The 13,045-nt window shown below is 57.1% G+C and carries 15 protein-coding genes; 11 read left to right on the forward strand and 4 right to left on the reverse strand.

Translation table 11 applies throughout. The features are described 5' to 3' along the window. The first annotated feature begins 52 nt into the window (after positions 1–52). The 3 genes from BLP79_RS13545 (at position 53) to BLP79_RS13555 (ending at position 3,766) form a co-directional block, all read left to right on the forward strand. A complete protein-coding gene (locus BLP79_RS13545; protein WP_090219777.1) occupies positions 53–772 on the forward strand; it encodes an OB-fold-containig protein in 720 nt (239 codons plus the stop codon). Positions 773–854: 82 nt separating this feature from the next. Further along, positions 855–2,561 carry a flotillin family protein gene (locus BLP79_RS13550; RefSeq protein ID WP_090219779.1) on the forward strand — a complete coding sequence of 569 codons (1,707 nt, stop codon included), beginning with the start codon at positions 855–857 and terminating at the stop codon, positions 2,559–2,561. 140 nt (positions 2,562–2,701) lie between these two features. Further along, entirely contained in the window at positions 2,702–3,766 is a 1,065-nt protein-coding gene (locus BLP79_RS13555) for an aldo/keto reductase (protein ID WP_090219781.1), read from the forward strand. 127 nt (positions 3,767–3,893) lie between these two features. Here the strand turns inward: BLP79_RS13555 and BLP79_RS13560 are convergent, their stop codons facing one another. Next, a complete protein-coding gene (locus BLP79_RS13560; protein WP_090219783.1) occupies positions 3,894–5,000 on the reverse strand; it encodes a GlxA family transcriptional regulator in 1,107 nt (368 codons plus the stop codon). Positions 5,001–5,121: 121 nt separating this feature from the next. On the opposite strand from BLP79_RS13560, the gene bcoG reads away from it, so the two are divergent. Next, complete coding sequence (bcoG, locus tag BLP79_RS13565; protein WP_090219785.1) at positions 5,122–6,039, forward strand: 3-dehydrocarnitine:acetyl-CoA trimethylamine transferase BcoG; 918 nt, start codon at positions 5,122–5,124, stop codon at positions 6,037–6,039. A 116-nt stretch (positions 6,040–6,155) separates the two neighbouring features. Continuing rightward, positions 6,156–7,637 (forward strand): carnitine 3-dehydrogenase, encoded by a 1,482-nt coding sequence (locus tag BLP79_RS13570; protein ID WP_090219787.1) that lies wholly within the window; start codon positions 6,156–6,158, stop codon positions 7,635–7,637. Here the strand turns inward: BLP79_RS13570 and BLP79_RS13575 are convergent. Beyond that, entirely contained in the window at positions 7,630–8,490 is an 861-nt protein-coding gene (locus tag BLP79_RS13575; RefSeq protein WP_090219788.1) for a helix-turn-helix domain-containing protein, read from the reverse strand. The two genes, BLP79_RS13570 and BLP79_RS13575, sit on opposite strands and share 8 nt — an antisense overlap. 109 nt (positions 8,491–8,599) lie before the next feature. Here BLP79_RS13575 and BLP79_RS13580 point away from each other — a divergent pair, with 109 nt between their 5' ends. Both BLP79_RS13580 and BLP79_RS13585 read left to right on the forward strand, forming a co-directional pair. After that, on the forward strand, positions 8,600–8,800 hold the full coding sequence (locus BLP79_RS13580) for a DUF2061 domain-containing protein (protein WP_090219868.1): 201 nt from the start codon (positions 8,600–8,602) through the stop codon (positions 8,798–8,800). A gap of 38 nt (positions 8,801–8,838) precedes the next feature. Further along, positions 8,839–9,741 carry a DMT family transporter gene (locus BLP79_RS13585; RefSeq protein WP_090219790.1) on the forward strand — a complete coding sequence of 301 codons (903 nt, stop codon included), beginning with the start codon at positions 8,839–8,841 and terminating at the stop codon, positions 9,739–9,741. On the opposite strand, the gene BLP79_RS13590 is transcribed toward BLP79_RS13585, so the two are convergent. Continuing rightward, a complete protein-coding gene (locus BLP79_RS13590) occupies positions 9,713–10,444 on the reverse strand; it encodes an NUDIX hydrolase (RefSeq protein WP_090219792.1) in 732 nt (243 codons plus the stop codon). The two genes, BLP79_RS13585 and BLP79_RS13590, sit on opposite strands and share 29 nt — an antisense overlap. Before the next feature lie 38 nt (positions 10,445–10,482). Then, complete coding sequence (locus BLP79_RS13595; RefSeq protein ID WP_090219793.1) at positions 10,483–10,875, reverse strand: DUF983 domain-containing protein; 393 nt, start codon at positions 10,873–10,875, stop codon at positions 10,483–10,485. A gap of 207 nt (positions 10,876–11,082) precedes the next feature. On the opposite strand from BLP79_RS13595, the gene BLP79_RS13600 reads away from it, so the two are divergent. From BLP79_RS13600 to BLP79_RS13615, 4 genes are all read left to right on the forward strand, one after another. Next, positions 11,083–11,556, forward strand: coding sequence for an EF-hand domain-containing protein (locus tag BLP79_RS13600; RefSeq protein ID WP_090219794.1), 474 nt, complete (start codon positions 11,083–11,085; stop codon positions 11,554–11,556). A 67-nt stretch (positions 11,557–11,623) separates the two neighbouring features. After that, positions 11,624–12,202: an RNA polymerase sigma factor gene (locus BLP79_RS13605; RefSeq protein WP_170830502.1), complete on the forward strand. Its 579-nt coding sequence runs from the start codon at positions 11,624–11,626 to the stop codon at positions 12,200–12,202. Then, positions 12,195–12,566 (forward strand): hypothetical protein, encoded by a 372-nt coding sequence (locus tag BLP79_RS13610; RefSeq protein ID WP_139163215.1) that lies wholly within the window; start codon positions 12,195–12,197, stop codon positions 12,564–12,566. The genes BLP79_RS13605 and BLP79_RS13610 overlap by 8 nt, the downstream gene beginning before the upstream one ends. After that, a complete protein-coding gene (locus BLP79_RS13615) occupies positions 12,563–13,045 on the forward strand; it encodes a periplasmic heavy metal sensor (RefSeq protein ID WP_090219800.1) in 483 nt (160 codons plus the stop codon). The genes BLP79_RS13610 and BLP79_RS13615 overlap by 4 nt, the downstream gene beginning before the upstream one ends.

Below are 13,045 nucleotides of genomic sequence, written 5' to 3' on the forward strand. Positions count from 1 at the left end.
CACAGACGCGTTACCACATGTGGTATACTACAGTATACAGATAAGGAATTTGATGTTCGACTTTTTACTGCTTCCAAGTTTCCTCCCCTTTACCACGGCCTTGGCTGTGGTGCTTGGATTGACGGCTCTTGAACTGGTGATGCTGGTCATCGGCGGCAGCCTGATGGGCGGTGACGCAGAGGCGGGGCTGGATGTAGACGGGCCGGACATCGCGGATATTTCTGATCTGGACTTGGGCGACCTTGGTTCGATTGAGGCGGCAGATATTGAGATGATGGAGCTTGATGCCGCTGGCGGTGGCGGGGCTGCTGTTGCTGTTGGTCCTGCCGCGTGGCTGGGTTTGGGCAAAGTGCCGTTTCTGATCTGGCTGGCCGTGTTTCTAATGGCCTTTGGGTTGATCGGCACCGGCGTGCAGTTTGGGTTGGACCGGTTTTGGGGCCTGACCGCGCCCTTGGGTCTTGCCCTCCCTGCGGCTGGCGCCACTGCGCTTTTTTGTGCCCGTGGGTTTGGTGCAGCTTTTGCGCGCCTGTTGCCGCAGACCGAAAGCGAAGCCCTGTCCGAACGCAGTCTGGGCCGCCGTCGGGGTGTGATCACGCAAGGCACGGCCTCGGACGGGCGACCCGCTGAGGTGCGGGTGATTGATGGTTTTGGCAATAGCCATCATCTGCGCGCTGTTCCTCTTGAACGGGGCACAAGCCTTGCACAGGGAACCGAGGTTCTGGTGATGCGGGACCGACGGCAAAACCGTTACGTTTTGATCCCCGTGTCCTAACCCGTGTCGCAAGCCACACCGCAGGCGCACTGTTTTGGACGGTTTCTGAACTATCAACATTTTCAAAGAAGGAGGGCTTCTTATGGAGTTCATTATATTAGTCGTTGGCGTGGTTGTTGTTGGCCTGCTGTTTCTGGGCATTGTTCTGTCGCGACTTTACCGCCGCTCTACCCGTGAAATCAGTCTGGTGAAGACGGGCGCGGGCGGCAAAAAGGTCATTATGGATGGCGGTACAATTGTAATCCCGCTGCTGCATGAGGTGAGCCCGGTCAACATGAAGACCCTGCGTCTGGAAGTGCAGCGCAACGGCGATGCGGCTTTGATCACGCAAGACCGTATGCGTGTGGATGTGGGTGTTGAATTTTACGTGTCGGTGATGGCCACCGTGGAAGGCATTGGGCGCGCGGCTCAAACGCTGGGGGATCGCACATTTGATGTGGAACAGCTGCGTGAGATGATTGAAGGCAAGCTGATTGACGGTTTGCGCGCGGTTGCGGCGCAGATGACGATGGATGGGCTGCATGAAAACCGGGCGGATTTTGTACAAGAGGTGCAAAATGCGGTGTCTGAGGATCTGTTGAAAAACGGATTGTCGTTGGAATCTGTGTCGCTCACAGCCTTGGACCAGACCCCCTTTGAGGCGCTGGATGAAAACAACGCGTTCAACGCGGTGGGGATGCGCAAGCTGGCTGAGGTGATTGCCAATTCCAAAAAGGAACGCGCGCAGATTGATGCAGAGGCCGCCGTGGCCGTGCGTCGTGCGGAAATGGAAGCAGAGCGCCAGCGCCTGCATATTCAGCGCGATGAAGAACAGGCGCGGATTGAACAACAGCAAGAGCTGGAAACCTTAAAGGCGGCACAAACGGCTGAGATCGCAGCGCGTTCTGAAGACAGTGTACGCGAAACCGAACGGGCGCGGATTGCCCGTGAAGAGGCGGTTCGGGCGGCTGAAATTGCCCGCGAGGCGAAGCTGCGTGATGCGGAAATTGCCAAGGAACGGGCGGTGCAGGAAGCTGAAATCGCCAAAGAACGCGAATTGGAGGTGGCCAATCAGGAACGCCAGATCATCATCGCGCAGAAGTCTGAAGAAGAAAGCCGGGCAAGGGCATCAGCTGATCTGGCACGTGCGGAAGCGACCAAAGCAACAGAAGCTGTTGCCACCGCGCGTGAGGTTGCAGAGGCTGAGCGTGAAAAGCGGATTGCGCTGATCAATGCCGAACGTCTGGCCGAGCAGGAAGCCACCGCAATTCGTCTGGCGGCGCAGGCCGAAAAAGAGGCGGCTGCAGACCGTGCAGAAGCGCGTCGTGAAGAAGCACAGGCCGAGGCGGATGCGCTGAACATTCGGGCGGAAGCGAAGAAAAACGATATGCTCGCCGAGGCGGAAGGCAAACGCGCCATTGTTGAGGCGGAAAATGTTCTGTCTGCCGAGCTGATCAAGATGAAGATCGATATGGCTCGCCTGGAGGCGATGCCGGGTATTGTCGCGGAAATGGTCAAACCGGCTGAAAAGATCGAAACCATCAAAATCCATCAGGTTGGCGGCATTGGCGCCAGCACATCGGGTGGCGACGGAACCGGGCAAGGGGACAAACCCGTTGTTAATCAGGCGCTGGATTCGATCATGGGCATGGCGGTGCAGATGCCTGCGTTGAAGAAACTGGGCGAAGAGCTGGGCTTGTCGATGGACAATGGGATTTCTGGTGTCGTGAACGGTGCCTTGGCGGATGAGGATCAATCGGACGCGCCCAAAGCGATCGCTGCGGAGCGCAAGGACGCTGAGAGCGCATAACGGGCGATATTGGAAAGAGTGTTGAAGAAGGGCCGCCTTGGTGCGGCCCTTTCGGTTTTCAGGCTGTCATGTGCGGCTTGTAGTGTAGGCCAGAATGCATAGGTTAGGGCCAACACTATAGCTTTTCAGGGATCTCACACATGAAAATGAAAGCTCTTGGGCAGACCGATATTATGGTCACGGACCTGTGTCTGGGCACGATGACATTTGGTGCACAAACAGATGTTGCGGGTGCGCATCGTCAATTGGATATGGCTTTGGACGGCGGACTTAATTTCCTCGATGCGGCTGAGATGTATCCGGTGAATCCGATCCGCGCCGAGACAGTTGGGCGCACGGAAGAGATTATCGGTGAATGGTTTGCCAAAACCGGCCGGCGCAATGATTATGTGGTCGCCACCAAGCATTCCGGTGCGGGGTTTGCAGCCGTGCGCGATGGTGCGCCGATTTCAGGGGCAACGCTGGATGCAACCATTGAAGGGTCGCTGAAACGTCTGCAGACAGACTGCATTGATCTTTATCAGCTGCACTGGCCCAACCGTGGAAGCTACTGCTTCCGTCAGAACTGGACCTACGACCCTGCGGCCTCAGAACAGACGCGGGCGGATGTTCTGGCCAATATGGAAGAGGTTCTGGAGGGGCTGAAAGCCCATGTCGCAAAAGGCAATATCCGGGCCTTTGGTCTGAGCAATGAAAGCGCCTGGGGCACTGCGCAATGGCTGCAATTGGCAGAGAAAACCGGTGGCCCACGGGTGCAGACGATCCAGAATGAATATTCGATGCTGTATCGGATGTATGATACGGATCTGGCTGAGCTGAGCCATTATGAGGATGTGGGGTTGTTGTCTTATTCTCCTTTGGCGACAGGGCTGTTAACCGGCAAGTATCAGGGTGGTGCAGCGCCTGAGGCGTCGCGCTTGGCGGTCAGCCGCAGTCATGGCGGTGATGATTTGGGGGGGCGTCTGACGGAGCGGGCTTTAGCGGCCGTTGCAGCCTATCTTGAGGTTGCAAAGCGCCATGATCTGGATCCGGTGCATATGACATTGGCCTGGTGCAATACGCGTCCCTTTATGGCCTCGACCATCTTTGGCGCGACGTCAGAAGCGCAGCTGGCGCACATTCTTGAAGGCAAAGACGTCGTGCTGAGCGACGCGGTGCTGGCGGACATCAATGCGGTGCATAAAGCCCATCCGATGCCGTTTTAAACCAGTTTGGTTTTATATCAGCTGAGGCTTGGCGGGGGGCTCCCGCCAAGCGCTGAAACAGGCAAAGCCTGCTTGCGCCTGTTGGGCGTGGCACCGCGCGGTGCGCGGTGCGGTGGGCGCTCTGGGATCAGTGGGGGCGTGCCCGATTGCTAAGGAGCGCGCCGAGCGGTGTGTTTGACGGCACCACAAGCGGCGTGGCGGTTGTGCGCGTGTCGCGGGGAGCTGGTGCATCAGAGCGCAGGCTGGTTTCGCCTTTGGGGTCTGCCTGCAATTCTTCCTGTCGCAATTCCCGCGCGGACAGGCCGTGGGCTGTGCGAAAGGCGCGGGCAAAACTGGATTGCGAGGTAAAGCCCGTGGCCATTGCGACCTCGATCAAAGGCAGATCTGAGTCTGTGACCAGCCGTCGGGCTTCGGCCATGCGCAATTGCAGATAGTGATCCTGTGGCGTTGTGTTCAGGCGCAGGCGAAACTGCTGCTGCAGGCTGCGGGGGCTGGTGCCCAGTTCCTCGGCAATCTGGGCGAGGGGCAGGGGATCGTCCAGCGAGGCTTCCATAAGCGCGTTTGCTTTGGCGGTGAGCGCATTGTGCTTGTGTCCACCAAGGCGGCTTTGCGGGCGGGCTGCTGTGGCTTCGCCGTCGTAAAGAAACAGCCCGGCCACGCGCGCCGCAAAACCGGCCCCATGGCGGGCGCTGATCAGATGCAGCATCATTTCAACTGCAGGCGTTGCTCCACCAGAGGTCATGCGCCCTTCTGAGACGACAAAGCGATCTGTGCTGCTGTTCACATTGGGAAAGCGGCTGGCAAAGTTTTCCAGATCTTCCCAATGGGTGGTGGCGGTGTGCCCGTCTAGCAGGCCAGCTTCGGCGAGAAGCCAGGGGCCGCCATCAATACCTGCGATGGTTGCACCGCTGGCCGCAATTCGGCGCAGGCCCGCCAGCAGGCTGGGTGTTGCATGCCGCGCAAGCTGAAAGCCTGCAACCACGATCAGAAGATCGCAGCCATCCAGCCGGGCCAGAGGAAAACTGGGCACGGTGAGGCCTGAGGTCAGCATCGGGGTTTCATCTGTGGCGCTGATATAGTCCCAATCAAAGGCGGGACGACCGGCCAGACGATTGGCAGCGCGCATGGGATCTACGGCGGCTGCGAAAGACAAAGTATTGCTTTCATCAAGCACCAGAACGGCGGTTTTCAGCGGCTGGTGTTCAGGCTGAAGGATGTTTTTTGCGGATTTCATCAAGTACGATTCGCATGTTGTAAACTGTCTGCCCTAAGGCTGCGCCACTGTGCTGGGAGTCTCAAACAGGAATCCGGGGATCACTCTGGGGATAAATCATAGGAAAAGGGGGTATATTGCGATGTCGCTGAAAATGAACCGTGAGGTCTTCATTACATGTGCTGTTACCGGGTCGGGGGCGACGCAGGATCGCAGCTCCCATGTGCCGCGATCCCCGGCTGAAATAGCGACCAGCGCGATTGCTGCGGCCAAGGCGGGGGCGGCGATTGTGCACTGTCATGTGCGCGATCCTGACACGGGTGCGCCCTCGCGGGATCTGGCGCTGTATCGTGAGCTGACAGAACGCGTGCGCGAGGCGGATGTGGATGTGGTGTTGAACCTAACCGCAGGCATGGGGGGTGATATGGTGTTTGGCGACGTCGAAGCCCCTTTGCCGCTGCGGCGGGATGGTACGGATATGATCGGAGCAAGTGCGCGCGTTGCCCATGTGGCGGAATGTCTGCCTGAGATCTGCACGTTGGATTGTGGCACGATGAACTTTGCCGAAGCGGATTATGTGATGACCAATACGCCGGGCATGTTAACTGCGATGGGGCGCATGATGACCGACCTTGGTGTCAAGCCCGAGATCGAAGCCTTTGATACTGGGCATCTTTGGTATGCAAAACATCTGGTGAAACAGGGTATTCTGGAGAGACCGGCCCTGGTGCAATTGTGCATGGGGGTGCCCTGGGGGGCGCCAGATGACCTGAACACCTTTATGGCGATGGTGAACAATGTGCCGCAGGATTGGACCTTTTCGGCCTTTTCACTGGGGCGCAACCAGATGGCCTATGCGGCGGCGGCAGTGCTTGCGGGGGGGAATATCCGGGTTGGGCTGGAGGATAATCTATGGCTCGACAAAGGAGTGCTGGCGGAAAACTGGCAGCTGGTCGAGCGCGCGGCAAATCTGGTTGAAAACATGGGCGCGCGGGTGATTGGGCCGGAAGAGGTGCGTAAGCGGCTTGGCCTTGTGAAACGTGCACCACTTGCGCGCTAAGCGTTTCAAGCAAGGTATATGCGCCGGGCTGCCCCATCGAGGGGCCTCCCGGCGCTGGATCTTGCGCGGGGCGCAGATCCAATTGGCATTCTCTGGTAAGTACGGGGCAAGATGAAATGAGAGCAGCGATTATTGGCGGTGGCGTCATTGGCGGCGGTTGGGCCGCGCGCTTTTTGTTGAATGGCTGGGATGTGCGGGTTTTTGATCCGCATCCGGATGCTGCGCGCAAGATGGGTGAGGTGCTTGAAAATGCCCGCAGAGCCTTGCCGGGTTTGGGAAATGTTGTGCTGCCGCCTGAAGGTACCTTGACGTTTTGCGGGACGTTGCGTGAGGCGCTTTCTGGCGCGGACTGGGTGCAGGAGAGCGTGCCGGAGCGGCTTGATTTGAAACAGACGGTGTTGGCTGAGGTGCAGGCGCATGTTGATCCCACAGCGATCATTGCCTCGTCAACGAGCGGCTTTAAGCCGTCTGAGCTGCAGCAGGGGGCGGTGCGCCCGGAACAGATTCTGGTCGCGCACCCGTTTAACCCGGTTTATCTGCTGCCCGTGGTGGAGCTGGTGCCCGGTGCCGGGACTGCGGAGGCGACGCTCACCCGAGCAAAAGGGATCATTGAGGGATTGGGCATGTATCCGCTGCATGTCCGCAAGGAAATTGACGCCCATATCGCGGATCGGTTGCTGGAAGCGGTGTGGCGCGAGGCTTTGTGGCTGGTGCGTGACGGGATCGCCACGACCGAAGAGATCGACAACGTCATTCGCTACGGCTTTGGGTTGCGCTGGGCTCAGATGGGATTGTTTGAGACCTATCGAATTGCTGGTGGTGAAGCGGGGATGAAGCATTTCATGGCGCAGTTTGGGCCTGCATTGAAATGGCCCTGGACCAAATTGATGGATGTGCCAGACTTCACGGATGATCTGGTGGATCTGATCGCGTCGCAATCAGATGCGCAATCGGGGCACCTGTCGATCCGCGCGTTGGAACGGGTGCGGGATGATAATCTTGTGGCGATGATGCGTGCGCTTGCGGCCAATGATGCAGGCGCAGGTGCTTTGCAGAACGCGCATGATCGCAAAGGCCTGCCGGCGGCCGGGTTGGCGGCCACGCTGGAAGATTTGAAGGATCTGACGCAGCCCGTGTTGACACAGAACCGTGTGATCCCGCTGGATTGGACGGATTACAACGGCCATATGACAGAAAGCCGATATCTGGATGCGTTTGCGCAAGCCACCGACCGGTTTATGGAAATCATTGGGTGTGATGCAGCCTACATTGCGGCGGACGGGAGCTTTTTCACCGCTGAAACGCATTTGCGCCATTTGGACGAAGCCCATGCGGGAGATCCGATCACGGTTCACACGCAAGTCTTGTTGGCTGAAGGCAAAAAGATGCAGCTGTGGCATGAAATGCGGCGCGGCGATACGATGCTGGCCACCGCAGAGCATATGCTGTTGCACGTGAATCTTCAAACCCGGCGTGCAAGCGATCCTAGGCCTGATCTGGCGGCAAATTTACAACGGATCAGCAAGGCGCAAGCTGGATTGCCCCGGCCCGAGGGGGCTGGGCGTGCGGTGGGGGCGGCACGGTCGCCTGTTAGCTAATCTCTGCCTTTAGGGCTTCAATGTATCCCGGAAACGCGCGGGCCGTGACATCGGCCTCGCGCACTAGGTGATCAAAGTGGCGGGTAAAGGTTTCAATACGGCTGCGATCGCGAAAGGCCATATAGTGACTGCCCGCATAAAAGACGCACAGCAAAGGACCAAAGACCGTGACCGGCGCTGAGTAAAGACGCTTCGCATCAAATAGATAGATCCGCAGCCGCGGGTAGAGCTGCTCTGCGAGGTCGGCAAAGTGCTGAAGCTGCGCCAGACGCAGATCTTTGGGCAGACCCTGATAATAGCCGGTTGCCTTTGCAAAGGTTTCCAATTCGTAGACGGGCAGGGCAATTTCATGATCCGATTGGGTTTGCCGCATGAGTTCAAGCCGGTCCTGTGAGGCGCCGATGGCCTGATCAGCGCTGCGTCCCAGATGCGGGGCGTATTCCCATTCCAAGACCGCGCGGGTTTTCAGCATGTCGGGCAGGGCAGCTGGCACGTGGCGGATTTTGTAGCCCTCGGCCTCAAGATACCATTGCAGGATACGTTCATCGACCAAAGCGCGGGGCGCTTCGCTGAGGCTGAGGCTCATGGCGAGCAATTCTGCCGCGCTTTCGGGGCGGTCTGACAAAGAAAGCAGCCAGTCTGCGGACACCCCAAGGGCAGCAGCGCAGCTGCCCACGACATGGGCGTTTGGCAATCGCGCGCCATCATCGCTAAGCAGTTGCGAAATTGTGGAACGGTCGACGCCAATGTCGCGGGCGAGGGCGCTTTGATTGGTGTTGCTGCGTTCCATCGCTTGTAAAAGGCGTCGGCGAAACTGTTCAGATCTTACGCGTTTGTCTACTTTATTCATCATGTGTTTTATTTTGTCACAGTTGCTAAAATTTGTGAACTAAATTCAGAATAGTGCACAGTGCGCATCTGTTCTACTTTTGGATGAAATCAAAAAAGAACACGAGGCGCAGATGGAAACCACAAAAAGATCTTTGACCAAAGCGGTGATCTGGAATGTGATCGGGCTGATTACGATGGGCCTTGTCGGGTTTCTGGCAACGGGATCTGTGATGCTGGGCGGGGCCACAGCGCTGATCAACACCTGCGTCGGGTTTTGCTGCTACATCGTCTATGAACGGATCTGGTCGCGCATCCTATGGGGCCTGAAATAGCGCTGGAGTGTGCACGGCGCGTTTGACATAACGGCGGTATGTTTATTTGGATCTTTGTATCGCTTGCCGCGGCAAGCTTTCAGACTGTTCGCTTTATGTTGCAAAAAGTTCTGAGCAGCGTATCGCTGAGCCCGGCAGGGGCAACGTTTTCGCGATTTGTGTATTCTGCGCCGTTTATTCTGGCGCTATTGTTTCTATATCTGCAGCAAAGCGGGCAGGCGGTGCCTTCCCTTACGGGACAGTTCTGGGTCTATGCGACGATTGGCGGGCTGGCGCAGATCCTTGCAACGGTCTGTGTGGTTGCGCTGTTTAAACAGCGCAATTTTGCGGTTGGGATCACGTTTAAAAAGACAGAGGTGATTCAAACTGCGCTTTTGGGGTTGGTTGTGCTGGGCGATCAGATGAGCCTTGGCGCCTGGGGGGCTATTCTGGTTGGGCTTACGGCTGTCCTGATCTTGTCCAAATCGCCTGATGGGCAGGGAAAATGGTGGCAGAACCTAACCAATCGGGCCTCGCAATTGGGGCTGGGGTCAGGGATCCTGTTTGCCTTTTCTGCGGTTGGGTATCGGGGTGCTTCGTTGCAGTTGGGGGATCTGGATGCGGCGTTGCGTGCAGGGATCACACTGGCGATCGTGGTGTGTCTGCAGACGACAATGATGCTGTGTTGGCTTTTGCTGCGAGATCCCAATGAGATCAAACGGGTCTGGCAGGCGCGGCGCGTGGCGATTTGGGTTGGGCTGACCAGTATGGGCGGGTCATTTTGCTGGTTTTGGGCCTTTAGCCTGCAAAACGCAGCCTATGTCAAAGCGGTTGGGCAAGCTGAATTGCTACTATCGCTTTTGGCTTCTGTTTTGTTCTTTAAGGAAAAAATCACCCAGCGCGAGATCGTTGGAATGGGCTTGTTGGTGATTTCTATTCTGGGGTTGGTTCTGGCGCTGTAGCCCCCTTGAGGCGCAGGAACAGACTTTCTTCATCATCGTTTTTGAAAAACGGCACGCTTGCCGGCGGGGTGAGGTCTGGGAGTCGGGCGCTCACCTCTGCCAGAACCACCTGGGTTATGAAGGGCAGATCAAACTGGCGCACCTTGCTGAGCGGGATCCACTGCAGATGCGAGAGTTCATCTGAGGCTGCGGTGAAATCATCCAAGTCAGACGCAATTGCGCTGGCATCCAAAAGGAAAAACCGTGCGTCAAAGCGGCGGGGGCGACCGGGTGGTGTGATGGCGCGAAACACAAATTGCAGGGCCCCGGCTGTGGGTAAATAGCCTTGTTCCGCAAAACTTTGCCAATCTGCAGGAGGAGGGACAGACCAGTGGCCGGGATGGCCCAGAACAAGGCCTGTCTCTTCCCAGAGTTCACGAATGGCGGCAACCGCTAAGGCAGGGGCCAAGGCAGGATCTGACTGATCTGAAAGCTGGCGCAGGGTTTGTGCGGATAGGGGCGTGGCCAGCGGGATCTCGGCATCCGATGCATCGACGGCACCGCCCGGGAAGACAAATTTATTGGGCATAAAGGCCGCTTGTGCCCCGCGTTGCCCCATGAGAATTTTGGGATCAACGCTTTGTGCATCGCGCAGCACGATCACCGTCGCGGCCTGACGAATGGCTGATTTATCCTGAGCTTGCGCGGGAGATGAAGCGGACATGTGGCCTCCGAAAAATGGATGCCATCATAGGGCGTGACTTAGTCGTCTTTGTCAAATCCATGCATTTTGCGCGCCCACTGATAGGCGATGACCATGCCCTTCATACGGGGCAGCAACAACAGGGAAGAGACGATGCAGCCTAAGCTGAACACAGAAAATGTGACCCATGGGTTTGGTTGCCATTCAAAGTAAACCACATGCATGATTGGGGCCATCAGGTGGCCAACGATCAGAATGGTCAGATAGGCAGGACCATCATCAGCGCGCGCTTTGCTGAGGTCCAACCCGCAATTGCCGCAGGTCTCGTTGACCTTGAGATAAGAATGCAAGGCCCGCCCTTCGCCACAGCGGGGGCAACGGCAACGCCAGCCTTTAAAGAGGGCTGGTTTTAATGGGCGGTCGGCAGCGTCTGTCGCGACGATATCTGACATGTGATCATTCCTATTGTTTCGCTCTATGTGGGGCAAAGAGACCTGCGAAAAAAGAGGTAGAGCGACTGTGCGGCGGGATGCCGCAGCGAGGCAAGCATAAATTTCTGAATTTTTTGCGACGGAAGCCGTCAGTTGCTGCGTTTTAGCCTGTGTAGAGAGCAGCACAGGGCTGCTTTGTGAGATATTTTGAGCCGAAGGAGAGGCGATATGAACAAGGTAAAGCTTATGGCAGTGTTGGTAACGGCGGCAAGCATTGTGGCAACCGGAGCTGTGATCGCGAAACCGGGCGGCGCAGGGCATCAGCGGCTTGGGTTTGAACAGATCGATACAGATGGGAATGGAGAGCTTTCACGTGCAGAGCTGGATGCCGTAAAAGCGGCACGGTTTTCGGCAACAGACAGCAACGGAGATGGGCAATTGAGCCTGGAGGAAATTTCAGCAAAGGGGAGTGAGCGGGCCGCAAAACGGGCTGAAAAGATGATGAAACGGCTTGATTCCAATGAAGATGGCCAGTTGAGTCAGGACGAGCTTTCGGCAACGGGACGAGAAGGCCGTATGTTTGCGCGCTTGGATGCGGACAAAAGTGGTGCTATCTCAAAACAAGAGTTTGAAGAGGCGCGTAAACATCGCCATCACAAGAAACATCCCAAGGGAGATGCGGCCCAGACGGGGCAAAATTAACTGCTGAAAGATGTCCAATGGATCACAACACCTTGCAAGAAGGAGCGCCCAACACGTGGGGGCTCCTATGAAAGAAGCGAACCGTCTGACCGACGATGCGCTTTTGGTGTTGTTTGCCAATGGTGATCCAGATGCCGCAGGCGCGTTGACGGATCGGCTGATGCCGCGGGCCTTTGGCGTTGCCTTGCGGGTTCTGGGCAATCGTGCCGAGGCCGAAGATATCACCCAAGAGGCGATGATGCGCCTGTGGCGTATGGCGCCGAATTGGCAGTCGGGGCAGGCCCAAGTTTCAACATGGGTGTATCGTGTTGTGATGAATCTGTGCATCGATTTGAAGCGCCGACAGCGTGGCGGTTTTCTGGATCTTGATGCCGTGCCCGAACCCGAGGATGATGCAAAAAGCGCAGTCGATCAGTTGCAGGAAAACGCACGTTTTGATGCGTTGCAGGCTGCCCTGATGCAATTGCCACCACGCCAGCGTCAGGCAGTGGTTTTGCGCCATCTAGAGGATTTGTCTAATCCTGAGATTGCGGCGATTATGGAGATTGGTGTCGAAGCGGTGGAAAGCTTGACCGCGCGTGGGAAACGGGCTTTGGCCAAGGGGCTGCAAAGCAGGCGTGCGGAACTGGGGTATGCAGATGGATAAGCAAGACGACATTTCTGATGATGCGTTAGATGCGCTGTTTGCTACCGCCCGAGCACAGCCACCTTCGATGCCGGATGCGTTAAAGCAGGCCGTTCTTGCGGATGCCGCAAGTGTTCAGCACAATCTGGTGAAAGAGGCGCGCAATCAGTCTGCAACGCCGACCGAAGGCTGGCGACTTGTGGTTGATATGTTGGGCGGTTTCTTGGGGGTAGCCGGGCTGGCGACGGCCTGTGTCGCGGGGCTTTTGATTGGGCTTTCTCCGCCGGGGGTTTTTGCGGACCCAGAGGTATGGGCAATTTTTGACACTGCGTTGCCCGTGGATAGTTTTGATTTGGCAGACGTCTTTGCCGAGGACATAGAATGAAGATTGACAGTACAGCAAAATCTCCAAGATGGCTGCGTATCCTATTGGGCCTGTCTTTGGCGCTGAATCTTGCGGTTGTGGGTGTTGCGGCCGGGGCGGCGTATCGTTTCAGCGCGAAAGATCATCCTAAGACTGGAGGATCCCAGTCGTTTGGGCGTATGCTGTTTCGGGATCTAGATCGACAAACCCGCCAGTCTTTGCGGCGTGACGCCGAGGGAGGGCATAAGGATTTCCATGCCAAACGTCAGGCAGAGGCACAAGCGCTTGCAGCGGCCTTGAAGGCCAAGCCCTTTGATGTGCAAGCGGTTGAGGCGGTGTTGACGGAACAGAGCGCGACGCGCCAGAAGTTTCAGGATCGGGTGCAGGACGCCTGGCTCGCGAAAGTGGCTGAAATGAGTGATGAAGCGCGTGCCGATCTTGCAGAACGTCTTGAACGCGGCGGAAAACACCGCAAATTCCACAAGCCCAAAGATCCCTAA

It is taken from the genome of Epibacterium ulvae, assembly GCF_900102795.1.
GTDB lineage: Bacteria > Pseudomonadota > Alphaproteobacteria > Rhodobacterales > Rhodobacteraceae > Epibacterium > Epibacterium ulvae.

Coding starts and splice junctions, on each gene's coding strand:
- BLP79_RS13545 (WP_090219777.1), top strand. CDS start 53: ATGTTCGACTTTTTACTGCTTCCAAGTTTCCTCCCCTTTACCACGGCC.
- BLP79_RS13550 (WP_090219779.1), top strand. CDS start 855: ATGGAGTTCATTATATTAGTCGTTGGCGTGGTTGTTGTTGGCCTGCTG.
- BLP79_RS13555 (WP_090219781.1), top strand. CDS start 2,702: ATGAAAATGAAAGCTCTTGGGCAGACCGATATTATGGTCACGGACCTG.
- BLP79_RS13560 (WP_090219783.1), bottom strand. CDS start 5,000: ATGAAATCCGCAAAAAACATCCTTCAGCCTGAACACCAGCCGCTGAAA.
- bcoG (WP_090219785.1), top strand. CDS start 5,122: ATGTCGCTGAAAATGAACCGTGAGGTCTTCATTACATGTGCTGTTACC.
- BLP79_RS13570 (WP_090219787.1), top strand. CDS start 6,156: ATGAGAGCAGCGATTATTGGCGGTGGCGTCATTGGCGGCGGTTGGGCC.
- BLP79_RS13575 (WP_090219788.1), bottom strand. CDS start 8,490: ATGATGAATAAAGTAGACAAACGCGTAAGATCTGAACAGTTTCGCCGA.
- BLP79_RS13580 (WP_090219868.1), top strand. CDS start 8,600: ATGGAAACCACAAAAAGATCTTTGACCAAAGCGGTGATCTGGAATGTG.
- BLP79_RS13585 (WP_090219790.1), top strand. CDS start 8,839: ATGTTTATTTGGATCTTTGTATCGCTTGCCGCGGCAAGCTTTCAGACT.
- BLP79_RS13590 (WP_090219792.1), bottom strand. CDS start 10,444: ATGTCCGCTTCATCTCCCGCGCAAGCTCAGGATAAATCAGCCATTCGT.
- BLP79_RS13595 (WP_090219793.1), bottom strand. CDS start 10,875: ATGTCAGATATCGTCGCGACAGACGCTGCCGACCGCCCATTAAAACCA.
- BLP79_RS13600 (WP_090219794.1), top strand. CDS start 11,083: ATGAACAAGGTAAAGCTTATGGCAGTGTTGGTAACGGCGGCAAGCATT.
- BLP79_RS13605 (WP_170830502.1), top strand. CDS start 11,624: ATGAAAGAAGCGAACCGTCTGACCGACGATGCGCTTTTGGTGTTGTTT.
- BLP79_RS13610 (WP_139163215.1), top strand. CDS start 12,195: ATGGATAAGCAAGACGACATTTCTGATGATGCGTTAGATGCGCTGTTT.
- BLP79_RS13615 (WP_090219800.1), top strand. CDS start 12,563: ATGAAGATTGACAGTACAGCAAAATCTCCAAGATGGCTGCGTATCCTA.